This window comes from Bacillota bacterium, from assembly GCA_036504675.1.
Taxonomy (GTDB): Bacteria; Bacillota; Sulfobacillia; order JAJYWN01; family JAJZPE01; genus DASXUT01.
The window spans coordinates 54,204-76,336 of the sequence record DASXUT010000035.1; the positions used below are offsets into that span (position 1 = coordinate 54,204).

Below are 22,133 nucleotides of genomic sequence, written 5' to 3' on the forward strand. Positions count from 1 at the left end.
TCACTTCCCCACGCAGAATTCCGCGAAGAGACGGTCGAGGATGCCTTCATCGACGGTCTCCCCGGTGATCTCGCCCAAGGCCGACCAGGCCTCGCGAAGGTCGACCACGGCCAGGTCCTCGGCCAGACCACGTGCCAGAGTGGTCACCGCCTCGCCGACCGCCGACCGTGCCCGGCGAAGGGATTCCTCGTTTCGGACGCTCCCCACCAGGGCCTCCTCTGGCGCCTCGGCCGAACCGGCGTAGACGAACGCGATCAGGGCCTGCTCCAGGCGATCCAGCCCGGCGCCGGTGGCGGCCGACACGAGGACCCTCTCCCGCCCAAGAGCCAGGCCTGCGACCTCCCGCTCAAGTTCAGGGGAGAGGCCCCCATCCACCGAGAGAAGGTCCGACTTATTCAGGACGACAATCGCCGGGACCGCCCCGAGGCTCTCCAAGAGCCGGCGGTCCTCGTCGCGGAGGGGCTCGCTGACGTCAACAACGGCCAGGATCACGTCGGCCGCCGTCAGCCACTGTCTTGTCCGCTCGACCCCCAGGCTCTCCACGGGGTCCGTCGTCGCCCGCAGGCCGGCGGTGTCGACCAGGCGCACCGGCACGCCGCTGAGATCCAGGGGCTCCTCGATGGCGTCCCTGGTCGTCCCGGGCACCGCAGTGACGATCGCCCGGTCCTCCCTGAGCAACGCGTTGAGTAGCGAAGACTTCCCGACGTTGGGTCGGCCCGCGATGACCACTTTGAGCCCCTGTCTCAAAATCTTCCCCGCGTGGGCCGACCCGACCAGCCTGGCCAGGTCTTCGTCGATGGCCTGGCACTCACCGCGGAGTGACCCGTACGGGCTCGCATCGATCTCCTCGTCCGGAAAGTCGACCCCCGCCTCCACTTGGGCGATGGCTCGAGTCAGGCGCTCCTGCAACCGCCTGACTTGCCCCGACAGCCGACCGCCCAACGCCTCCACGGCCGCCCGGCGGCTGGCCTCCGTCCTCGAACGGACGAGGGCCATCACCGCCTCGGCCTCGGCCAGATCCAGCCGGCCGTTCAGGAAGGCCCGCTTGGTGAACTCCCCCGGCTCGGCCAAACGCGCCCCCGCCCTCAGTACGGCCTGGAGGACCGCCCGGGTGACCACCGGGCCCCCGTGGCACTGGAACTCGATCACGTCTTCCCGGGTGTAGCTGTGCGGTTGGCCCATCACGGCTAGGAGGACCTCGTCGAGAAGGCGCCCGTCCGGCGTCCAAGCGTGGCCGTACAGAAGCCGGGGAGATCCCTCCCCCGCCGCCGGCCTAACGCCCTCGGTGGCCGCCCTTCCGCGGGCTGGAGGTTCCCTGCGCGGACCCCGAGTGAACAGCCGCCCGGCGATGGCCCGGGCCTTCGGCCCGCTGACTCGAACGATGCCGATCCCGCCCTCCCCCAGAGGAGTCGAGATGGCCGCGATCGTATCACCCTCCGCCGGCTTTTGACTCGGCCCCCCTTCACCCACACCAGGCATGACCGGCCTCCCTCCCCTAAGACGCTCGAACCTTTCAGCGCGGGCCCAGCAGAACCGCCGGGCACTTCCCGGCCGGCCGCTTCGATGGCCAGTTGCCCCGGGTCAGCCCTGGCAGGACCCTCCCGAAAAAAGAAAAAGAACCGCCGCTCACTACGAGTCGGCGATTCCGTTTGCCCTATTTCTTGACCGAGATGACCACGTGCCGCTGCGGATCCTCTCCCTCGCTCTGCGTCCCCACGTAGGAATTGTCCTGCAAAGCCAGGTGGATGACCCTTCGCTCCTGGGCGCTCATGGGCTCGAGGACGACGCTCTGGCCGCTTGCCCGGACCCGGTCGGCCAAGCGCTCGGCCAATCGCTGCAAGGTCTCCTCCCGGCGCCGGCGGTACCCCTCGACGTCAAGGATGATCCGCACCTTCTCCGCGTCTCCCGTCCGGTTGGCCGCCAAGTTGACGAGGTATTGAAAGGCGTCCAGGGTCTGCCCGCGTCGCCCGATGAGAATCCCCAGGTCGTCACCATGCAGGTCGTACGCCGTAGCCCCTTCCCGCTCCTCGGTCTCGATCCGGACATTGAGGCCCATCCCGGCTACGACCTCTTCGATGAGATGACGGGCGACCTGGCGCCGGTCCTGGCGCACCCGCACCAGGACCCGGGCCTCCTTCGCTCCGATTAGGCCGAACAGCCCCTTGGTCGGCTCGTCCAAGACGACCACGTCGACGTCCTCGGGCCGGGCGTTGAGCTCCTTGACGGCTGCCCGAACGGCTTCGTCGACCGTCTTTCCCCGCTTTTCGATTTCGTTCACTTGCTCTTGTCCTCCCCCGTGGCCGGCGCCGGCTTGGGCGTCAGGTACTGCTGCAAGATGGCCAGGAAGTTGGACACCACCCAGTACAACGCGAGCCCGGCCGCGAACCTCAGGCTCAGAAAGGCAATCAGGACCGGCATCATGAAGAGCATGGTCTTCTGAGTCTGGTCGGTCGCCGGCGTTGAGATCTTCTGTTGCCACCAGGTGGTGACCCCGGTGAGGATGGGCAGGATGAACAGTGGATCAGGGCGGCCAAGATGATGGATCCACAAGAACCCGGCCGGCCCTAGGTACTGGAACTTGTCCAGCGCCCGGAAAAGAGCGATGATGATCGGGAATTGCAGGAGCAGCGGCAGGCATCCGCCGAGAGGATTGACCCCAAACTTCTTCCAAAGGGCCATCGTTTCCTGATTCATCTTCTGCGGGTCGTTCTTGTATTTCTTCTCCAGGGCCTTCCGGTGCGGCTCGAGGGCCATCATCTTCTGGGTCGACCGCACTTGGCTATACTGGAAAGGAGCCAACAAGACACGAATGACCGCCGTCACCAGGATGATGGCCAAACCATAGTTCCCCGTCCACCCGTAAAAGGTGTTCAGCCCTTGCTGAACGATTGATGTCAACCAGGCCAAACCTTGCCCCCCCTTATCTTCCCCAACCGCCGATATTATGTTCTCCTCCGCCCACCTCATTCCAGGTCCGCTGACCGGTCACGGGACCGGATCGTAGCCTCCTGGATGGAACGGGTGGCAGCGGAGCAGGCGACGCCCGGCCAAGAGGAGCCCCCTGGCCGCACCATACTTGGCCACCGCTTGCTCCGCGTAGTCCGAACAGCTCGGGTAAAAGCGGCACGTCGGTGGCTTGAGGGGTGATAGGAAGCGTTGATAAAAGCGGATCGCCGCAGACACGAACCGGGTCGCCAAGGTCAATGTCATGCCCTCCGCTCATGGACTCGGGCGCGAGATAGCAAGGTCGCCATGGTGTCCAGGACTTCATCCCACCGCTGAAAGAGGAGCCGCCCTCGGGCCACGAAGACAAGGTCGAAGCCGCCGGCCATCGGCTGCCGGCCGACGACCTGTCTGAAGGCCTCTCGGAGCAAGCGCTTGGCCCGGTTCCTGGCCACCGCTGGACCCAACCGCTTGCCGGCCACGAACCCGACCCGCGTGATCGCCGTCCCCGACGGCTTGGCGTAGAGCACCGCCCCGGGCATGACCCAGGACTTGCCCGCCTCGTAGACGGCGGCGAAATCACCTTCCGAACGAAGCCGCTCGACCTGGTTTGCGCTCATTTTCTGCCTAATCGGGCTGAGGACCCTTTGGCCGCACCAATCCGCCTGGCCCCGGGACGACGACGAAAAGGGGCCACGGGCTAGTCCGCGGCCCCTACCCAGCCAACCGCTTGCGTCCCTTTAGTCTCCTGCTCTTCAAGACCTTCCGGCCACCCAGGCTGGACATCCGCTTGAGGAAGCCATGGACCTTCTTGCGTTTCGCCGCTTTCGGTTGATAGGTTCTCTTCAACGACGACACTCCCTTCGGAAAAACAAACCCTTGGCCGGGTGGCTCAGGGACGCAGAATTCCTTTTTAGATTATACCGTGCCGAAAAAATGCCTGTCAAGGACACGCTCTCGTCAACCCCTTCGGGGATCTGTTTTTCTTGCCCAAAGAGGGAGGAAGACCGCTTCGAACCGGCGAATGCTTATCGCCCCAGTTGCTCCGCACGACCCGCGGCATGGGTCGTGGTGGGCTCCTTTGGGGGCGGTCCAAGCTGGGCAAACCATACGGGTCCTTTATTTTCTAGGCCGACAGGAAAACCCGCCGGGACCGTCTAATCCCTGGCATTAGCTTTTGGCCGGAGTCCCGGCGTGCCCTGCTTCTTCCAGCCGCTGTTGTCTTATACACAACCTGTGGATATCGTTGTGGATACCTTGTTGATTCCGCCTTCAGCCGCCTCTCCGGGCTGAAGGTTTTTTCCCCACCGCGCTCCGCCCGATCGGTTGGCTGGTGACGACCAGAAGCCTGCCATGACGTCGCTTGCGTCCGGCGAAGGCTCCCGGCTCGCAGCCCGCTGGCCGAAGACAAGTGCCCGCCACCCTAGCTCCTGTGGATAATCATGTGGACAAGTCTCCCTTTGGAGGGCTCCCGGACATGAAAGATCAACTCATCGAAATCTGGGACAAGGCACTGGCGGCGATGGAGCGTGACCTCCCGCGAGCCGGCTACGAAACCTGGCTGAAGGGTACTCATCCTCTGGCCCTCCACGACGACACGATGGTCATCGGCGTTCCCAACGATTTTGCCCGGGAATGGTTGGAGACCAAGTACTCCTCGCTGATCAAGCGCACCCTCAAGGGGATCGTCGGCTACGACATGGCCATTCGCTTCGTCCACGAGTCCGGGCCGGCCGCCTCCGCCGCGGACGAGGTGGCCTCAACCTGGGCCACCCCTCAGTCGGCCGTGCCGACCATTAACGGCGAATCGATTGGGCAACCGCTCAATCCCAGGTACACCTTCGACCGTTTCGTCGTCGGCAACTCCAATCGCTTCGCCCACGCCGCCTCACAGGCCGTGGCCGGCGCGCCGGCCCGGGCTTACAACCCGCTGTTCATCTACGGCGGGGTCGGTCTCGGAAAGACCCACCTGATGCAGGCAGCGGGGCACTACATCCGGACCCAGGGGAACGGGATGCGGGTCGTCTACATCTCTTCCGAAACCTTCACCAACGAACTGATCTCGTCCATCCGGGACCGGACCCAACACGAATTCCGGAACCGCTACCGGACAATCGACGTCCTCCTGGTCGACGACATCCAGTTTCTGGCCGGCAAAGAAGCCACCCAAGAGGAATTCTTCCACACCTTCAACTCGCTCCACGAAGCCAACCGCCAGATCGTCATCTCCAGCGACCGTCCGCCAAAGGAGATCACCGCCCTCGAAGAGCGGCTACGCTCGCGATTCGAGTGGGGGCTCATCGCTGACATCCAGCCACCAGACCTCGAGACCAGGGTGGCCATCCTTCGCAAGAAGGCCGAAATTGAGCGCCTAGAGATTCCCAATGACGTCATGCTCTTCATCGCCTCGAAGATCGATACCAACATCCGCGAACTCGAGGGGGCCCTGATTCGAATCATCGCCTATGCCTCGTTGATAAGCCATGACGTGACCATCGACGTGGCCGCCGAAGCCCTCAAAGACATCCTCCCGCAGCGCCGTCCCAAGACCCTCTCGATCGAACTCATCCAGCAACGCGTGGCGGCCTTCTACGGGTTGCGGGTCGACGACCTCAAAGCCCAGCGGCGCACTAGGGCCTTGGCTTTTCCCAGGCAGATTGCCATGTACATCTCCCGTGAGCTGACCGACTCTTCGCTTCCAAGGATCGGCGAGGAGTTCGGCGGACGCGATCACACCACGGTCATTCATGCCTACGAAAAGGTGGCCGCGGATATGAAGGTCGACGCCTCTTTGCGCTCGGTCGTCCAAGAATTGATGGAGAAGCTCCGCAACGGTTAGTCCGGCCTGGAGCCTGTGGACGACCTCTGGACAACCTGTTGAACGACCTGTGGATAGAATGGGTTGAACCCTAATCTGTGGACAAGACCGTGGATAGTGGGGACAACCTGCGCAAGATGACCACAGCTTGTCAACAGACCAGCGGCACAAATGGCCTGCGACTCAATGACTTATCCCCATATCCACATCCCCTGTTACTAAAGCCTCTAGGTTTCTATAAAGATTCGAGGCATAAGAGTTTTACACAAAGGCCAAGAAAGGGGAACGGACATGAAATTGACTTTCCAACAGGACCAACTGGCTCCGGTTTTGCAGACCGTACAAAGAGTGGTCTCCCCTCGAACCACCTTGCCGGTCTTGACCGGAGTCCTTCTTTCCGGGCGGGACGGAAAGATCAAGCTCGTGGCCACCGACCACGAAATCGCCGTTGAGTGCGAAGCTCCGGGCGAGGTCCTCGAGGAAGGTGCTCTGGTCCTGCCGGCCCGCTACTTCGTGGACATTGTCCGCCGAATCCCGTCCGGTCCGGTTAACTTGGAGACGACCCCTCAGGGCAAGGGTGCCGCCATCCGCTGGGGACGTTCCCAGTACACCATCCACGGTTTTGCGGCCGAGGAGTTTCCCACTCTGGCGAGATTCAGCCAGACCAACACCTTGAGCATGAAGCGTAAGGAACTGCGGGAAATCATCGATCGGACGATCTTTTCGGTCTCCCATGACGAGACCAGACCGATGCTCACCGGCGCCCTCCTGGAGTTCGAGGACGACAAGGTCCGACTGGTGGCCACCGACGGAGTGCGGATGGCGCTGAAAGAGAAGGTCATTGTCGGGTCCACGAACCAGCAGAAGGCGATCGTCCCCGGGCGGGCCCTGGCCGAACTGGGGCGGATCCTCGGTGAGATCGACGATGAGGACGTGGCTGTCGGGCTCGAGGGCGGTCAAGTCTTCGTCCAATCGAAGCGAGTGCACTTCCGCTCACGGACCATCGACGGTCAATTCCCGAACTACCGCCAGGTCATACCCAAGGAGTTCAAGAGCGAGGCCAGTTTAAAGACCTCAGACTACCTGGCGGCCTGCGAACGAAGCTTTATCCTGGCCCAGGAGGGCGGACACGCGGTCAAGCTCGATTTCAAGCCCGAATCCCTGACCATCACGGCCAACGCCCCCGAGGTCGGGAATGTCGTCGAGGAGATCCCGGCAGTTTCGACCGGCGAGCCCATCCAGATCGCCTTTAATGTCAAGTACCTCATCGAGAGCCTCCGCAACATCGGCTCCGAGGAGGTCACCTTTCGGATGACCGGGCCGATCAGCCCGTGCATCATGAAGCCCAAGGATCGAGATGACCTGATCTACGTCCTCCTGCCGCTTAGAACGGTCTAGAAGACGGCCGGTCTGACCCGGCCCGGCTCCCAAGCGGTCAAGCGCCGCCTCGACAAGGAGACCTCCTGTGCGCCTGGAACACCTGCTATTGCAGGATTTTAGATCGTTTGACAGACTGGACCTGACCCTAACCGGCCAGGTCAATGTCTTTGTCGGCAACAATGCCGAGGGGAAGACCAACGCCCTCGAAGCGGTCTATCTTCTGGCCACGGGACGCTCCCACCGAGCCGTCCGCGACCGTGATTTGGTCCGCTGGGGGGCGGAGGCCTATCGGGTCAGCGGCCGGTTCACCCGACCGACCGGGGCCCTCCAGGTGGAAATGGCGTTTTCGACCCGCGGCCAAAAGGTCCTCCGGCTGAACGGCGTGCCCAAGCGGCGGCTAAGCGAAATCATCGGGCAGGCACGGGTGGTCCTCTTTGCTCCCGAGGACCTTGAGTTGGTCAAGGGATCCCCGGAGATTCGGCGCCGCTATATCGACCTGCAGTTGGCCCAGGTCTCACCGGCCTATTACCACCACTTGGCGGCCTACCACCGGGTTCTCCAACAGCGCAACCGGCTCTTGAAGAACGGCGCCCAGGCCGACGAGACGGGCCTCGAAGCCTGGGATGACAAGCTTGTCGAGCACGGGGCGGAAGTGATCCGTCGCCGCCGGCTGGCCCTGGCCAGGATCTCCCCCTGGGCCCGAGAGGCCCAGCGCCAGGTATCCGGCGGCGAGGAGGAACTGGCGATAAGTTATCAAAGTTCTCTCTCAGGGGACGCGGGCCAGTCGGGGCGAGACCCGGAGTCCGAGATCGCGGCTGAGGACGAAGTGGGGGCGGAACCTCTGGAGGAGATCGCCCGGGCCTTTCACCGGCGCCTGGAGAGGCTCCGGGTGGCCGAACAGGAGCGCCAGGTGACTCTGGTCGGACCGCACCGGGACGACCTCGGCCTCCGGGTCAACGGGCAGGAAGCCCGCCGCTTCGCCTCTCAGGGTCAGCAGCGGACCGTAGCCCTGGCCCTCAAGCTGGCCGAAGTCGAGCACCTCAAGACCGACGACGGTGACCCGCCCCTCCTTCTCCTCGACGACGTCCTCTCCGAGCTGGACGAGAGAAGGCGCGGCCTCCTCCTGCAGACCGTCGGCCGGGTTCAGACGATTATCACCGGGACCGATCCGGCCCCCCTTAGCGGCCGGCTGGCCGCCGACGTCGCCTTCTACACCGTCGCCAAGGGGGCCATCGTCCCGCACAAGGGCGGTCCTCTGCCGTGAAACCGACTAGAATCGGGGCCATCCTCGAAAAGTCCCTCGAGCGAATGGAGATCCGCGGCGCGGTCCGGGAGAAGATGGCCCTCTTCGAATGGGAGGCGGCCGTCGGGGCCGAGGTGGCCAGGGCGACCCGCCCGGTCCTCGTCCGGGGCGGGGTATTGACCGTCGAGACCGCCAATCCGGCCTGGGCGCAACAGCTCAGCTTGCTAAAGCCGAGGCTGCTCGCGGCAATAAACGCCCGCCTGGGAGAAAGACTAATCAAGGATTTGCGTTTCCGCAGCGGGCAGGGGTTCGAGGGGCCGCCTCCCGGCTGTAAGGACCTGGGGGTCTCCAATTCGGGCGAGGCCGGCTCGGCCGACCAGCATCGGCCGGCCGACGCCGACCCCGACCCGCAGACGGTAGCCGAAATCGACCGATGGGTGTCGGCCATCGGCGACGAGCGACTGCGCCAACGCTGGCGACGCCTTCTCCTCAAGGCGCAGGCCGGTGCGAACCGCTGAGGGACGAAGTCAATCCCCGCTGGGCGGGGGTATTGGAGGGAACGGCAGATGCTCGTGCACATCGGCGGTGAAGTGGTCCTGAGAAGCCGGGAGATCATCGGCGTCTTCGACCTCCAGACAGTCGGCGACGCCCCGATCACCAAGGAGTTTGTCGACCTGGCCCGGACCGAGGCCACCATCGTCGACCTCAGCGATGGGAACGCCAAGTCCCTGGTACTCACGACCGACAAAGTCTACCTGTCGACCGTGTCAATCACGACCATCCGCAAGCGGGCGACGGTCAACCCGGGGACGGATGACCACGAGTGACGGCGAGCGGATGGCCCGGAAGTTGAGGGTCACCGGCCTTTGATGCTATAATTGGCGAGGTACAGCCATCCGGTGATTGGAGGGCCTTGATTGATGCCCGACGACGTGAATAAGAACGGACGGGCTTCAGCCGCCGCCGATGGTCCCAACGAAAACGGGGTCGCGGCGGCTTACGATGCCAGCAAGATTCAAATCCTCGAGGGCCTCGAAGGGGTGCGTCGCCGCCCGGGCATGTACATCGGCAGCACCGGCATCCGTGGCCTGCACCAGCTGCTCTACGAGGTGGTCGACAACAGCGTCGACGAAGCCCTGGCCGGCGTGTGCACCGACATCAGCGTCATCCTCCACAAGGATGGAAGCGTCACCGGTATCGACAACGGTCGGGGGATCCCGGTCGACATCCACCCCAAGACCGGCCGCCCGGCGGTGGAGGTCGCTCTGACCATGCTCCACGCCGGGGCTAAGTTCGGCGGGGCTGGGTACAAGGTCTCGGGCGGTCTCCACGGGGTCGGCGTCTCGGTGACCAACGCCCTATCCGAGTGGCTGGAGATCGAGGTCCACAAGGACGGCGGGGTCTATCGCCAGCGCTATGAGCGGGGCAAACCGGTCACCGAACTGAAGAAGGTCGGCAGCACCGACAGGACCGGGACGAAGATCCACTTCATGCCCGACCCGGAGGTCTTCGAGGCGGGCATCGCCTATGACTACGAAACCATCGCCCAGCGCCTGAGGGAGCTGGCCTTCCTCAACCGCGGGCTGAAGATCACCCTGACCGACGAAAGGACCAGTGAGAGCCGGAGCTTCCAGTACGGCGGCGGGATCGTCTCCTTCGTCGAGCACCTCAACAAGAACAAGAACGTCCTTCACGACAAGCCAATCCACATGGAGGACCGCCGCGAGGGCAGCTCGGTCGAAGTGGCCCTACAGTACAACGACGGCTACGCCGAGAACATTTACTCCTTCGCCAATAACATCCATACCCACGAGGGTGGCTACCACGAGACCGGCTTCAAGACCGCCCTCACCCGGGTGGTCAACGACTACGCCAAGAAGAGCGGCGTCCTGAAAGGCGACGAGACCCTCTCCGGGGAGGACACCCGCGAAGGCCTGACCGCCATCATCAGCGTCAAGCTTCTCAACCCCGAGTTCGAGGGTCAGACCAAGACCAAGCTCGGGAACACCGAGATGCAGGGGCAGGTCAACTCGATCGTTGGTGAAGGCCTGTCGACCTTCTTCGAGGAGAACCCGGGGGTCGCCCGGCGGATCGTCGAAAAGACCGTCAACGCCTCCCGAGCCCGCGAGGCAGCCCGTAAGGCCCGCGAGTTGACCCGCCGGAAGAGCGCCCTGGAGATCACGTCACTGCCAGGCAAGCTCACCGACTGCTCCAGCCGCGACCCGGCTCAGTCTGAGCTGTTCCTAGTCGAGGGGGACTCCGCCGGTGGGTCGGCCAAACAGGGCCGCGACCGCCGGACCCAGGCCATCCTCCCCCTCGGGGGCAAGATCCTCAACGTCGAGAAAGCCCGCCTGGACAAGGCCCTGGCCCACGAGGAGATTGCCACCATCATCACCGCCCTCGGGACCAATATCAAAGAGGAATTCAACCTGGGGAAGGCGAGGTACCACAAGGTCATCCTGATGACCGACGCCGACGTCGACGGCTCACACATCCGGACCCTGCTCTTGACGTTCTTCTATCGTTACATGCATGAGTTGATCGAGGCCGGTTACGTCTACATCGCCCAACCGCCGCTGTTCCTCGTCCGCAAGGCGAAGACCGAGAAGTACGCCTTCAACGAACGGGAACTCGAGAAGGTCATGAAGGAAATCGGGGGGCGTGACGACAACGTCGTCATCCAGCGCTTCAAAGGTCTCGGAGAGATGAACCCCGATCAACTCCGCGACACGACCATGAACCCCGAGACGCGAACCCTCCTCCAGGTGACGATAGACGACGCCATGGCCGCCGACGAGATCTTCACTATCCTGATGGGCGACAAAGTCCAGCCACGTAAGGAGTTCATCGAGGAGCACGCCAAAGAGGTCCAGAACCTCGACACGATCGGATGAGCCGAGAGGAGTCAGATTGATGGCCGACGAGACCGTGGCCCAGAAGATCGTCCAGACCCGTATCGTCGACGAGATGAAGAAGTCCTACATCGATTACGCCATGAGCGTGATCATCGGCCGGGCCCTGCCCGACGTCCGTGACGGCCTCAAGCCCGTCCATCGGCGGATCCTCTACTCCATGTACGACCAGGGGTTCACGGCCGATAAGCCGTACCGTAAGTCGGCCAAGACCGTCGGCGACGTCATCGGTCGCTTCCACCCCCACGGGGACGCCGCCGTCTATGACACCATCGTCCGGCTGGCCCAGGTCTTCTCGATGCGGGACCCCCTCATCGACGGCCACGGCAACTTCGGCTCCGTCGACGGCGACCCGCCGGCGGCCATGCGCTACACCGAGTGCCGCCTATCCCGCCTGGCCGGAGAACTCCTCCGCGACATCGATAAAAAGACGGTCAACTTCTCCCCCAACTTCGACGAGAGCGTCGACGAGCCGGACGTCCTCCCCGCCCGCTTCCCCAACCTGCTGGTCAACGGGTCAGAGGGCATCGCCGTAGGGATGGCCACCAACATCCCCCCGCATAACCTGCGGGAAGTGGTCAATGGCGTGATCATGATGATCGATCAGCCCGACAGCACCACGGCCGACCTGATGACCGTGATCAAGGGGCCCGATTTCCCGACCGGGGCCATGATCATGGGCCGCGACGGGATCAAGTCGGCCTACGAGACCGGCCGCGGGTCGGTCAAGATGCGAGCCCGGGCAGTCATCGAAGAGACCCCCGGCGGGCGGTTCCGGATCGTCGTCAGCGAGATTCCCTACCAGGTCAACAAGGCCCGCCTGATCGAGCAGATCGCCGGCCTGGTCAGGGACGGACGAGTGACCGGCATAAGCGACCTCCGCGACGAGTCCGATCGCGACGGCATGCGGATCGTCGTCGAGCTCAAACGAGACGCCAACGCCAATGTGGTGATGAACCAGCTCTTCAAGTACACCCAGATGGCGGCGACCTTCGGGGTCATCACCCTGGCCCTGGTCGATGGACGGCCGCGGGTCCTCACCCTCCGAGAAGTCATCTATCAATACCTCGAGCACCAGAAAGAGGTCATCATCCGGAGGACCCGCTTCGACCTCGATAAGGCTGAAGCCAGGGCGCATATCCTAGAAGGACTCCGGATCGCCCTGGACAACATCGACCGAGTCGTCGCCCTGATCCGCGCGTCAAAGACGGTCGACATCGCCCGCGAAGGCCTGATGCGGGAGTTCGGGCTCAGCGAGAAGCAGGCCCAGGCCATCCTGGACATGCGGCTGCAGCGGCTGACCGGCCTCGAACGCAACAAGATCGAAGAGGAATACCAGGCCCTCCTCAAGGACATCGAGTACTACCGGGCCGTCCTGGCCAGCGAGCGGATGGTCTACCAGATCATCCGGACCGAGTTGACCGAGATCCGGGACAAGTATGGCGATGACCGGCGGACGAAGATCATGGCCGCCGCCGACGACCTGGAGATCGAGGACCTCATCCCGGTGGAAGACATGGTCATCACCATGACCCACCAGGGTTACATCAAGCGCCTGCCGGCCAGCACCTACCGGAGCCAGCGGAGGGGCGGGCGGGGGATCACCGGGATGGGGACGAAGGAAGAGGACTTCGTCGAACACATCTTCGTCACCACCACCCATCACTACATCGTCTTTTTCACCAACAACGGTCGGGCTTATCGCCTGAAGGTCCACGAGATTCCCGAGGCCGGTCGGACGGCCAAGGGGACCAACATCGTCAACCTGATCCAGGTCACCCCGGGCGAGAAGGTCACGGCGGTCATCCCCGTCCAGGAGTTCCGGCCTGACCTTTACCTGATGTTCGTGACCAAGAATGGGACGGTCAAGAAGACCGGTCTGGAGGAATACGAGAACATCCGCAAGGGCGGACTGATCGCCCTGGGCCTCGAGGCCGGGGACGAGTTGATCGGGGTCAGATCGACCTCGGGCAGCGAGTCGATCATCCTGGTCACCCGGAACGGTCAGTCCATCCAGTTCCCCGAGGAAGAGGTCCGGCCGATGGGCCGCGCCGCCCGGGGCGTCACCGGAATCCACCTCCGCTCCGCGGACGAGGTCGTGGCCATGAACATCGTCCGCGAGGGAGCCGACCTGCTGGTCATCACGACCAAGGGCTTCGGCAAGCGGACGCCCCTGACCGAATACCGCCATCAGAAACGCGGCGGGATGGGGATCAAGACGCTCAAGATCACCTCGCGCATCGGCCGGGTGGCCGGGGCCCAAATGGTCACGGCCGACGACGAGGTCATCCTGGTGACCACCCAGGGGGTCATCATCCGCCTGCAGGTGTCCGGCATCTCCGAGCTGAGCCGGGACACCCAGGGGGTCAAGGTGCAGCAGCTGGAGGCCCGCGACACCCTGGTGGCGGTGGCCCGGGTTCCGGGCAAAGAAGCTGAGCCGGGTGGCGAAGACGAGGGCCGGCGGGGGGTCTGACCCGTGGGTAGCCATCGGGTCCTTGATCACACCGCCGACGTCGGCCTCGAGATCGCCGGGGCGACTCTTGAAGACCTCTTTGAGGAAGCCGCCATCGGACTTTTCGCGCTGATCACGGACGGCCCCGTCTCGCCGACTGGCGAGGTCGGGGTCGCTCTTTCCGCCCCCGACCTCGAGAGCCTACTCGTCCGCTGGCTCAACGAACTCCTCTTCCTTCAGGCCACCGAGGGGTGGCTGCTCTCGGCCTTTCGGGTCGCCATCGGCCGGGCCGGGGAGGCCGGTCTCAGTCTGGAAGCCCGGGCCGTCGGCCGGCGGGGCGGTCCCGGCCGGACCGGTCAGCGGCGCGAGGTCAAGGCGGCGACCTATCACGGCTTGAAGGTCGAGCCGGCCGTGCCGGCCGAGCCTGCCGGGACTCGGGGGGTGCCCGGCGAGGGAGGCCCGTACCGAGCGACGGTGATCTTCGACATCTAAGGCGGTGGGGGCGATGGCGGGGGGTTGGACGGGGCCGCTCGAACCCAGCGGGCCGGGCCGGTGGCGCATCCCAAGGGCCTACAAGAAAGGGATGCGGACCGACGGCCTCATCTTCGCTGATCAGGCCATGCTCGCCGACATCCGCGGGGACCAGGCCCCCGAGCAGGTAGCCAACATGGCCACGTTGCCGGGGATCGTCGGGCCGGCGATGGCCATGCCCGACATCCATTGGGGCTACGGCTTTCCCATCGGTGGGGTGGCGGCCACCGATGCCGCGACCGGGGTCATCTCCCCCGGCGGCGTCGGCTACGACATCAACTGCGGGGTCAGAGTCGTCCGTACCGACCTCAGCGAAGCCGAGGTCCGTCCGAGGCTCAGCCAGCTGATGCAGCGGTTGTTCGCCGATGTTCCCTCGGGGGTCGGTTCCTCGGGGAAGCTCTCGGTCGACCCCACGGAGATGGAGGCGGTCCTGGCCGACGGGGCGGCCTGGGCCGTGGGTCGGGGGCTGGGGCGCCCGGAGGACTTGGACCACTGCGAAGAGCGGGGGGCGATGGCCGTGGCCCGGTCCGGGGCGGTCGGCGCCAGGGCCAAGAAGCGCGGCCGCGACCAGCTCGGAACCCTTGGCTCGGGGAACCACTTCCTCGAGGTCCAGGTGGTCGAGGAGGTTTACCACCCGAACGCGGCTGAGGCCTTCGGCCTTCGGCCCGGGCAGGTCGTCGTGGCCATCCACTCCGGCTCGCGCGGCTTGGGCCATCAGATTTGCACAGACTACCTGGAGGTCATGGCCGGGGCGGTCAAGGAATACGGGATCGACCTGCCGGACCGCCAATTGGCCTGCGCCCCCCTGAGCTCCCCGGCCGGGCAGGACTACTTGGCGGCGATGGCCGCGGCGGCCAACTACGCCTGGGCCAACCGGCAGTGCCTGACCCACTGGGTCCGCCAGGCGCTGGCCAAGGTGCTCCAGGTCCCGGAGGAGCGACTCGGGCTGGAGCTGGTCTACGACGTCGCTCACAACATCGCCAAGATCGAGCGGCACAAGGTCGGTGGGCGCGAGGCGGCCCTCTGCGTTCACCGAAAAGGAGCCACCCGGGCTTTCGGCCCCGGCCATCCCGACCTGCCGGCCGACTACCGCGGGGTGGGCCAGCCGGTGTTGGTCCCTGGGGACATGGGCCGCAACTCCTACATCCTCGTCGGGACCCCGGCGGCCGAAGCCGAGACCTTCGGGTCAGCCTGCCACGGGGCCGGCCGAGCCCTCAGCCGAAGCGCCTCGCAGCGCCAGGTCAGGGCCGACGACCTCCAGCGGGACCTGGCCGAGCGGGGGATCATCGCCCTGGCCGCCAGCCGGGCGACCCTGGCCGAGGAGGCCCCGTCAGCCTACAAGGACGTCAATCAAGTGGTGGCGGCGACGGAGGCGGCCGGCATCGCCAGGCGAGTGGCCAAGCTGCGTCCCCTCGGGGTGATCAAGGGCTGAGGCGCCGGATTCCCGCCGGCCCACTTTAGCTCGGCGAACCGTCCAGCGCCCGAGTGAGAGCTTGTCTTGACCGAAAAGCATGTAGTACAATTAGATTGCACTTTCCCAAGGAATCAGGAGGGACCAGTCGTGGCCAACAATCAACCTGAAGTCACCGGCACCCAGGGCACCTGGCGGGTCAAGGTAGGCCTGGCCCAAATGCTCAAGGGCGGCGTGATCATGGACGTCACCACCCCCGAGCAGGCCAAGATTGCCGAAGAAGCGGGGGCCGTGGCCGTCATGGCCTTGGAACGCGTCCCGGCCGACATCCGGGCGGCCGGTGGCGTGGCCAGGATGGCCGACCCGACGATCATCACCAGGATCATGGATTCGGTCACCATCCCGGTGATGGCCAAAGCCCGCATCGGGCACTTCGTCGAAGCCCAGATCCTTGAGGCCCTGGGGGCCGACTACATCGATGAGAGCGAAGTCCTCACCCCGGCCGACGAGGAACACCATATCAACAAGACCAAATTCAAGGTCCCCTTCGTCTGCGGGGCGCGGAACCTCGGCGAGGCCCTTCGGCGAATCGGCGAGGGCGCGGCGATGGTCCGCACCAAGGGCGAGCCGGGCACGGGCAACGTCGTCGAGGCGGTTCGCCATCTGCGGACGGTCATGGACGAGGTCCGCAAGCTGCAGACGATGGACGAGGACGAGCTCGCGGCCGAGGCCAAGAACCTGGGGGCTCCCGTCGAACTGGTCCGGGAGGTCAAGAGACTGGGGGGCCTGCCGGTGGTCAACTTCTCCGCGGGCGGCATCGCCACTCCGGCCGACGCGGCCCTGATGATGCAGCTCGGGGCGGACGGCATCTTCGTCGGGTCGGGCATCTTCAAGTCGAAGAACCCGACGGCCCGGGCGCGGGCCATCGTCCTGGCGACCACTCACTACAACGACCCGAAGGTCCTGGCCGAAGTGTCCAAGGGCCTTGGCGAAGCCATGCCGGGCCTGGAGATCTCCAAGATCGCCGAGGCCGAAAGGATGCAGACCCGCGGCTGGTGACGGCCGCCGCTTTGGACCGGGGAGAGGAGCATCGTTTTGAGAGTCGGGGTACTGGACCTACAAGGGGACGTTTCCGAACACGTTGAATCCCTCCGTCGCTGCGGCGCCGACACCGCCCGGATCAAGCGAATCGAGCAGCTCGATGGCCTGGACGGGTTGATCATCCCCGGCGGCGAAAGCACGGCCATCGGCAAGTTAATGGTCAAATACGGCTTCATGACCGCCATCCCGGAGCAGGTCCGGCGGGGGATGGGAGTCTATGGGACCTGCGCGGGGTTGATCCTGGAGGCCACTGAGATCGAGGGGTCTGACCAACCCCGCCTGGGACTCCTGGACATGGTGGCCAAGCGGAACGCCTTCGGCCGCCAGGTAGCCAGTTTCGAAGCCGACCTGGAGATCCCGGCCCTCGGGCCCGAGCCGTTCCGGGCCGTCTTCATCCGGGCTCCCTACATCGGCGAGGTCCACCGCGGGGTTGAGGAACTGGCCAGCGTCGGGGATAAGATAGTCATGGCTGCCGGCGGCAAGCATCTCGTGACCGCCTTCCACCCTGAACTGACCGACGACCCGAGGGTCCACCGGTACTTCCTGGAGCGACTGGGGCGGGCCTAACCGGGGACAGACGACTTTGCGCCGGAGCCAGGTGGCTCCGGCGTCTTCATTCGGTCGAGGAGGCATTGAGGCGATGGACTATCTCATCCGCGCGGCCGATGAAGCCGGCACCATCCGGGCCTTTGCCGCGGTGACCACCGACCTGGCGGGCGAGGCTGCCCGCCGGCACGGCACGCTGCCGACCGCCACCGCCGCGCTGGGCCGGTGCCTGACCGCGGCGGCCATGCTCGGCGCCAACCTCAAGGGGCGCGGAACGGTGACCATCAGGGTCATCGGCGACGGCCCCCTTGGGGGAATCGTCGCCGCCGGCGACTCGGCCGGCAACGTCCGCGGGTACATCAAGAACCCCGAGGTCCACCTGCCCTCGCTGAGGGCGGGAAAATTGGACGTGGGCGGCGCCGTCGGCCGGTCGGGGCATCTCTATGTCACCACCGACCTGGGCCTCAAAGAACCGTACACGGGCAGCGCCCGACTGGTCTCCGGCGAGATCGCCGAGGACCTGGCCAACTACTTCCAGGCGTCCGAACAGAGCCCATCGGCCGTGGCCCTGGGGGTCCTGGTCGGTACCGACGGCGCCGTCCTCGCCTCCGGCGGTCTCCTCATCCAGGCCCTACCCGGTGCCGGCGCTGACGATGTCTCCCGGCTCGAGGCCAACCTGGCCCAGTTCGAGCAAGTCAGCCGGCAGGTCGTTGCCGGGCGGTCGGCCGAGGACCTTCTCGCCCAGGGACTGGCCGGGCTCTCCTACCGCGTCCTCGACCGAATGGAGTTGCACTTCAGCTGCCCGTGCAACCGGGAAAAGGCCGGCGGGCTCCTGGTCTCGCTCGGTCGCGAGGAACTGACCGAACTGGCCGCCAGCGACGAGCCCATCGAGATGCGCTGCCACTTCTGCAGCCAGATTTACCGTTTCAGCCCGGAGGAGGTCCGGCAGCTGACGGCCGCGGCGGTCGACCGGCCCGGCGACCCGCCCCGACCGGTGAGCTAAAAGCCGACGACCTGAAGGGTTCGTCCGGCCCGACCGAGAATTCGTGGCCCGGCGAAGGTCTCGGGCAGAGCAGAGACTATCAAGACGGGCGGCTCTCACCAGCCGCCGAAAGAGAGGTCGTCGCGTCATGGCTAAAGCCGAAGCACGGGCGGAAATCGGCATCTTCGGAGGTTCGGGTTTCTACAAGTTCCTCGACAAGGTCACCGAGGTCTGGGTGGAGACTCCCTACGGACCGCCCGCTGACCTCATCGCCCTGGCCGAAGTTGAAGGGAGAAAAGTGGCTTTCCTCCCGCGGCACGGCAAGGACCACCGTTTCCCCCCGCACAAGGTCCCTTACCGGGCGAACCTGTGGGCGATGAAGGAACTCGGGGTCACCCGGCTCATCGGGCCCTGCGCGGCCGGAAGCCTTCAACCGGATTACCGACCGGGCGACTTCGTCGTCTCCGACCAGTTCGTCGACCGCACGTGGGGCCGCCCCGACACCTTCTACGACGGCCCCCTGACGACCCACGTCAGCGCGGCCGACCCGTATTGCCCGGTCCTCCGTCAGGTGGCCATCGACCAGGCCAAGGCCCTCGGCCTGCCCCTCCACGACCATGGTACGGTCGTCGTCATCCAGGGCCCGCGATTCTCGACCCGAGCGGAAAGCCGATGGTTCTCCAAGATGGGCTGGGAGGTCATCAACATGACCCAGTACCCGGAGGGTATCCTGGCCCGGGAACTGGACCTGTGCTATGTCAACATCGCCCTGATCACCGACTATGACGCCGGGCTCGAGGGCCGGCCGGACATCCAGCCGGTCAGCCACGACGAGGTCATCCGGGTGTTCGAGGCGAACAACGACAGACTGCGGCAACTGCTCTTCAAGATGATTCCGGCGATCCCGCCGGGGCGTGACTGCGCCTGCCCGACGACCTTGGCCCACAGCCGGATCTAACGGCGGGGCCAGAACCCCAAGGCGGGGCCAGAACCCCGAAGAGGTGGAGGATGGAGACAGTCCGACCGGTCGAGTACACTAACGGACGCCTTTGCCTGATCGACCAGAGACGCCTGCCGGCCGAGTTGGTCCGGCGCGAATGCCCGACATACGAGGACGTGGCTGAGGCCATCGAGGACATGACCGTCCGCGGGGCCCCGGCCATCGGCATCACCGCCGCCTATGGCCTGGCCATCGGGGCCTACGCCCTGGCCACCGGGGCCAGCTTCGGCCGACCGGGAGTACCCGGTGGCGGGACCGGGGCCGAGGCCACTGAGCTGTACCTGGCGTCCCTGGAGGGCATCGCCGAGCGCTTCAAGCGGACCAGGCCGACGGCGGTCAACCTGTTCTGGGCCATCCACCGCCTGATGAAGGTGGCCGAGGCCCAGGCCTCGCGAGGCCCCATCGGCATCAGCGTGGCCCTCCTGGAAGAGGCCAAAGCCATCGCCGACGAGGACGTGGCGGCCAACCATCGGATGGGGGACCATGGACGTGACCTCATTCCGGGCGGGGCGACCGTCCTCACCCACTGCAACGCCGGCGCCCTGGCCACCGGCGGCTTCGGGACCGCCCTCGGCGTCATCCGGGCGGCCGTCGCCCAGGGCAAGAAGATCGAGGTCCTGGCCGACGAGACCCGCCCGCTCTTCCAGGGGGCTCGCCTGACCGCCTGGGAACTGGCTCAAGACGGTATCCCGGTGACCGTCATTACCGACAACATGTCGGGTTACATGATGCAAAAGAAGCGGGTCGACGTCTGCATCGTCGGGGCCGACCGGATCGCCCGGAACGGCGACACGGCCAACAAGATCGGCACCTACAGCCTGGCCGTCCTGGCTCAGGCCCACGGGCTCCCATTCTACGTCGCTGCTCCGGCCTCAACCATCGACATGGGTCTGGCCGACGGCTCCGGCATCGTCATTGAGGAGCGAAAAGCGGAGGAGGTGACGACTATCGGCGGGACGATCGTCGCCCCGCCCGGGGTCAAGGTGGCCAACCCGGCTTTCGATGTCACCCCGGCCCGGCTGATCACGGCGATCATCACCGACCGCGGGGTGGTCCGACAGCCGCTGGCCGACAACCTCGAAGCCCTCTTCGGGAAAGGCGCGGAAGGGGCGAGGTAGCCGGGCGGGGTCAAGCCAACGCCGAGTCGTCCGAGACGCAACCTGGTAGATGGGGCGGCAGGCAATCTGCCAACATTTGGCCGAGCGGTTGGAAACGCCCGTCCCATCGAGCTCGGCGGCAGGCAGTGTAAAGTTTAGGTAGGTGAGTCCGGGGTCCATAAAGAATGAGAGACCCTGAGTAGTTGTCTTGTGGGCAACTGCTACTCCCCTTGTAAGAGAAGGGTGGGTCTCTCGTGGTGGATGTTCGTCATGTGGTGGCGGCAGTCCTGTTCTTGGTGAAGGGGATTATTGGTCTTTTCGGTGATGCCCGGGACTTCGGGAGCCTTGAGGAGCGGGTCCATCAGCTGGTGCAGGAGGCCAGCCGGATGGTGTTTGTCTGGGTCCTGGAGGAGCTGGACGAGAAGCTCTGCCGGGAGCGGGACAAGGCCGCTCTTGAGCTGATCCACCTGAACGGACGGACCATGGACTCGTCGTTCGGTGAGTTCACGGTCAAGCGGCGGCTCTACAGGGACCGGCGGACCGAGGGATACCGGTTCCTCTTGGACGAGGCCTTAGGGTGGGGGCCCAGACAGCGGCTGACACCGAGGCTCGAGGCTATGGCGCTGGAGCTCGGGACGGAGATGCCGTTTAGGCGGGCGGCCAAGGTCCTCGACTTTCTGGCCCCGGGCGTCAGCGCAATGACGGTCTGGAACGAAGTCCAGAAGGCCGGCGAGAAAGCCGCGAGAGAGGCCAAGGAACGACGGGAAGCGGTCTTCGTGAAAGGGCGGGTACCCCGGGGTAGCCGCCAAGCGAATAAGCTGGGGCTTGAAGGCGACGGCTTGATGGTTCGCGCGCAACGCTCGAAGAAGCGGCATAGCGAAGTCAAGCTTGTGGTCGCATACGAGGGGAAGACAGCAGGCCGTAGGCGGTCCCTGGAGAACAAGAGAACCGTCGCCGGGTTGGTTGGTGGCAGGGAGATCTGGGAAGAAGCCGCGGCGGACTTTGGCGCGGTCTGGGATCTCAGCCAAGTCGACACCGTCAGGGTGGGCGGGGATGGCGCCCCGTGGATTCGGGAAGGGGCAGAGATGTTCAACGGTGAGTACCACCTCGATCCGTTCCACCTCCGCAAGCACCTGACGGAGGCCCTGGCCTCCGATGGCGTGGCCTACACAGCGGTTAGCGAGGCCATGGGACGGCTGGACAGGGCGGAAACGATGGACCACCTGAACCTGGCCGCGAAAAGGGCTCGGGGGGCCGCCAGGCGGCGGATCTTGGACCTCAAGGGTTATCTGACGGCCAACTGGGACGGCCTCAGAAAGCTGCCCGAGGAAGACCGCCTGGGGGCGATTGAAGGGCAAGTCAGGCACACCATCTCCAGGCGGATGAAGAGGATCGGGGCCCGGTGGACGGAGCAGGGAGCGGACCACATGGCCAAGCTCCTGGCCGCCAAGAGCAACGGCGAGCTCCTACGCTATCTTGAACCGCGGCCGGCCGCCGTGGCAACGGACTCACTCACCGAGGGGGAGTTGAAGCTGGCCACAGCCCGACCGGAGGATGTCGAGGCCTGGCTGCAAGCCAAGGTGCCCGCCCTCACCGGCCCGTTTGCCGGCACTCCATGGATAAAACACGTGCTCAGAGAGATCGCTTCGACACAGCGGGTCGCCTAAACAAAAGCAAAAACAAGGGGACCTCACCTACTAAGCCTTGACACGGCCTC

At 65.1% G+C, this 22,133-nt stretch carries 21 protein-coding genes; 15 read left to right on the forward strand and 6 right to left on the reverse strand.

All coding sequences use genetic code 11. The features are described 5' to 3' along the window. From mnmE to rpmH, 6 genes are all read right to left on the reverse strand, one after another. On the reverse strand, nt 1-1,479 hold the full coding sequence (gene mnmE, locus VGL40_02815; protein HEY3314200.1) for a tRNA uridine-5-carboxymethylaminomethyl(34) synthesis GTPase MnmE: 1,479 nt from the start codon (nt 1,477-1,479) through the stop codon (nt 1-3). 175 nt (nt 1,480-1,654) lie between these two features. Next, complete coding sequence (jag, locus tag VGL40_02820) at nt 1,655-2,278, reverse strand: RNA-binding cell elongation regulator Jag/EloR (protein HEY3314201.1); 624 nt, start codon at nt 2,276-2,278, stop codon at nt 1,655-1,657. Continuing rightward, on the reverse strand, nt 2,275-2,907 hold the full coding sequence (locus tag VGL40_02825; protein HEY3314202.1) for a YidC/Oxa1 family membrane protein insertase: 633 nt from the start codon (nt 2,905-2,907) through the stop codon (nt 2,275-2,277). Before VGL40_02825 ends, jag begins: the two co-directional genes overlap by 4 nt. A 78-nt stretch (nt 2,908-2,985) precedes the next feature. After that, on the reverse strand, nt 2,986-3,210 hold the full coding sequence (gene yidD / locus VGL40_02830) for a membrane protein insertion efficiency factor YidD (protein ID HEY3314203.1): 225 nt from the start codon (nt 3,208-3,210) through the stop codon (nt 2,986-2,988). Then, on the reverse strand, nt 3,207-3,563 hold the full coding sequence (gene rnpA, locus VGL40_02835) for a ribonuclease P protein component (protein ID HEY3314204.1): 357 nt from the start codon (nt 3,561-3,563) through the stop codon (nt 3,207-3,209). Before rnpA ends, yidD begins: the two co-directional genes overlap by 4 nt. A gap of 94 nt (nt 3,564-3,657) precedes the next feature. Further along, nucleotides 3,658-3,792, reverse strand: a complete 135-nt coding sequence (rpmH, locus tag VGL40_02840; GenBank protein HEY3314205.1) for a 50S ribosomal protein L34 — start codon at nt 3,790-3,792, stop codon at nt 3,658-3,660. A gap of 628 nt (nt 3,793-4,420) precedes the next feature. Here rpmH and dnaA point away from each other — a divergent pair. From dnaA to VGL40_02915, 15 genes are all read left to right on the forward strand, one after another. Continuing rightward, the gene (gene dnaA / locus VGL40_02845; GenBank protein ID HEY3314206.1) at nt 4,421-5,782 is read left to right on the forward strand and encodes a chromosomal replication initiator protein DnaA; all 1,362 of its coding nucleotides are present in this window, start codon (nt 4,421-4,423) and stop codon (nt 5,780-5,782) included. Between the two features lie 270 nt (nt 5,783-6,052). Beyond that, nucleotides 6,053-7,159, forward strand: a complete 1,107-nt coding sequence (dnaN, locus tag VGL40_02850; protein ID HEY3314207.1) for a DNA polymerase III subunit beta — start codon at nt 6,053-6,055, stop codon at nt 7,157-7,159. Between the two features lie 67 nt (nt 7,160-7,226). After that, the gene (gene recF, locus VGL40_02855) at nt 7,227-8,405 is read left to right on the forward strand and encodes a DNA replication/repair protein RecF (protein ID HEY3314208.1); all 1,179 of its coding nucleotides are present in this window, start codon (nt 7,227-7,229) and stop codon (nt 8,403-8,405) included. After that, nucleotides 8,402-8,902, forward strand: a complete 501-nt coding sequence (locus tag VGL40_02860) for a DUF721 domain-containing protein (protein ID HEY3314209.1) — start codon at nt 8,402-8,404, stop codon at nt 8,900-8,902. Before recF ends, VGL40_02860 begins: the two co-directional genes overlap by 4 nt. Nucleotides 8,903-8,950: 48 nt before the next feature. Then, nucleotides 8,951-9,211: an extracellular matrix/biofilm biosynthesis regulator RemA family protein gene (locus VGL40_02865; GenBank protein ID HEY3314210.1), complete on the forward strand. Its 261-nt coding sequence runs from the start codon at nt 8,951-8,953 to the stop codon at nt 9,209-9,211. Between the two features lie 93 nt (nt 9,212-9,304). Further along, complete coding sequence (gyrB, locus tag VGL40_02870; protein HEY3314211.1) at nt 9,305-11,278, forward strand: DNA topoisomerase (ATP-hydrolyzing) subunit B; 1,974 nt, start codon at nt 9,305-9,307, stop codon at nt 11,276-11,278. Between the two features lie 19 nt (nt 11,279-11,297). Further along, on the forward strand, nt 11,298-13,769 hold the full coding sequence (gene gyrA, locus VGL40_02875; GenBank protein ID HEY3314212.1) for a DNA gyrase subunit A: 2,472 nt from the start codon (nt 11,298-11,300) through the stop codon (nt 13,767-13,769). A 3-nt stretch (nt 13,770-13,772) separates the two neighbouring features. Further along, nucleotides 13,773-14,240 carry an archease gene (locus tag VGL40_02880; protein HEY3314213.1) on the forward strand — a complete coding sequence of 156 codons (468 nt, stop codon included), beginning with the start codon at nt 13,773-13,775 and terminating at the stop codon, nt 14,238-14,240. Between the two features lie 13 nt (nt 14,241-14,253). Then, nucleotides 14,254-15,711 carry an RtcB family protein gene (locus VGL40_02885; protein ID HEY3314214.1) on the forward strand — a complete coding sequence of 486 codons (1,458 nt, stop codon included), beginning with the start codon at nt 14,254-14,256 and terminating at the stop codon, nt 15,709-15,711. A gap of 129 nt (nt 15,712-15,840) precedes the next feature. Beyond that, nucleotides 15,841-16,749 carry a pyridoxal 5'-phosphate synthase lyase subunit PdxS gene (pdxS, locus tag VGL40_02890; protein HEY3314215.1) on the forward strand — a complete coding sequence of 303 codons (909 nt, stop codon included), beginning with the start codon at nt 15,841-15,843 and terminating at the stop codon, nt 16,747-16,749. 36 nt (nt 16,750-16,785) lie between these two features. Continuing rightward, nucleotides 16,786-17,358, forward strand: coding sequence for a pyridoxal 5'-phosphate synthase glutaminase subunit PdxT (pdxT, locus tag VGL40_02895; protein HEY3314216.1), 573 nt, complete (start codon nt 16,786-16,788; stop codon nt 17,356-17,358). Nucleotides 17,359-17,431: 73 nt separating this feature from the next. Beyond that, nucleotides 17,432-18,340, forward strand: coding sequence for an Hsp33 family molecular chaperone HslO (gene hslO / locus VGL40_02900; protein HEY3314217.1), 909 nt, complete (start codon nt 17,432-17,434; stop codon nt 18,338-18,340). 127 nt (nt 18,341-18,467) lie between these two features. Continuing rightward, the gene (locus tag VGL40_02905; GenBank protein ID HEY3314218.1) at nt 18,468-19,277 is read left to right on the forward strand and encodes an S-methyl-5'-thioadenosine phosphorylase; all 810 of its coding nucleotides are present in this window, start codon (nt 18,468-18,470) and stop codon (nt 19,275-19,277) included. Between the two features lie 50 nt (nt 19,278-19,327). Then, on the forward strand, nt 19,328-20,437 hold the full coding sequence (gene mtnA, locus VGL40_02910; GenBank protein HEY3314219.1) for an S-methyl-5-thioribose-1-phosphate isomerase: 1,110 nt from the start codon (nt 19,328-19,330) through the stop codon (nt 20,435-20,437). 233 nt (nt 20,438-20,670) lie between these two features. After that, nucleotides 20,671-22,083 carry an ISLre2 family transposase gene (locus VGL40_02915; GenBank protein ID HEY3314220.1) on the forward strand — a complete coding sequence of 471 codons (1,413 nt, stop codon included), beginning with the start codon at nt 20,671-20,673 and terminating at the stop codon, nt 22,081-22,083. The last annotated feature ends 50 nt before the right edge of the window (nt 22,084-22,133 follow it).

Coding starts and splice junctions, on each gene's coding strand:
- VGL40_02885 (HEY3314214.1), top strand. CDS start 14,254: ATGGCGGGGGGTTGGACGGGGCCGCTCGAACCCAGCGGGCCGGGCCGG.
- VGL40_02905 (HEY3314218.1), top strand. CDS start 18,468: ATGGCTAAAGCCGAAGCACGGGCGGAAATCGGCATCTTCGGAGGTTCG.
- VGL40_02865 (HEY3314210.1), top strand. CDS start 8,951: ATGCTCGTGCACATCGGCGGTGAAGTGGTCCTGAGAAGCCGGGAGATC.
- dnaA (HEY3314206.1), top strand. CDS start 4,421: ATGAAAGATCAACTCATCGAAATCTGGGACAAGGCACTGGCGGCGATG.
- gyrA (HEY3314212.1), top strand. CDS start 11,298: ATGGCCGACGAGACCGTGGCCCAGAAGATCGTCCAGACCCGTATCGTC.
- mnmE (HEY3314200.1), bottom strand. CDS start 1,479: ATGCCTGGTGTGGGTGAAGGGGGGCCGAGTCAAAAGCCGGCGGAGGGT.
- mtnA (HEY3314219.1), top strand. CDS start 19,328: ATGGAGACAGTCCGACCGGTCGAGTACACTAACGGACGCCTTTGCCTG.
- dnaN (HEY3314207.1), top strand. CDS start 6,053: ATGAAATTGACTTTCCAACAGGACCAACTGGCTCCGGTTTTGCAGACC.
- yidD (HEY3314203.1), bottom strand. CDS start 3,210: ATGACATTGACCTTGGCGACCCGGTTCGTGTCTGCGGCGATCCGCTTT.
- hslO (HEY3314217.1), top strand. CDS start 17,432: ATGGACTATCTCATCCGCGCGGCCGATGAAGCCGGCACCATCCGGGCC.
- gyrB (HEY3314211.1), top strand. CDS start 9,305: ATGCCCGACGACGTGAATAAGAACGGACGGGCTTCAGCCGCCGCCGAT.
- rnpA (HEY3314204.1), bottom strand. CDS start 3,563: ATGAGCGCAAACCAGGTCGAGCGGCTTCGTTCGGAAGGTGATTTCGCC.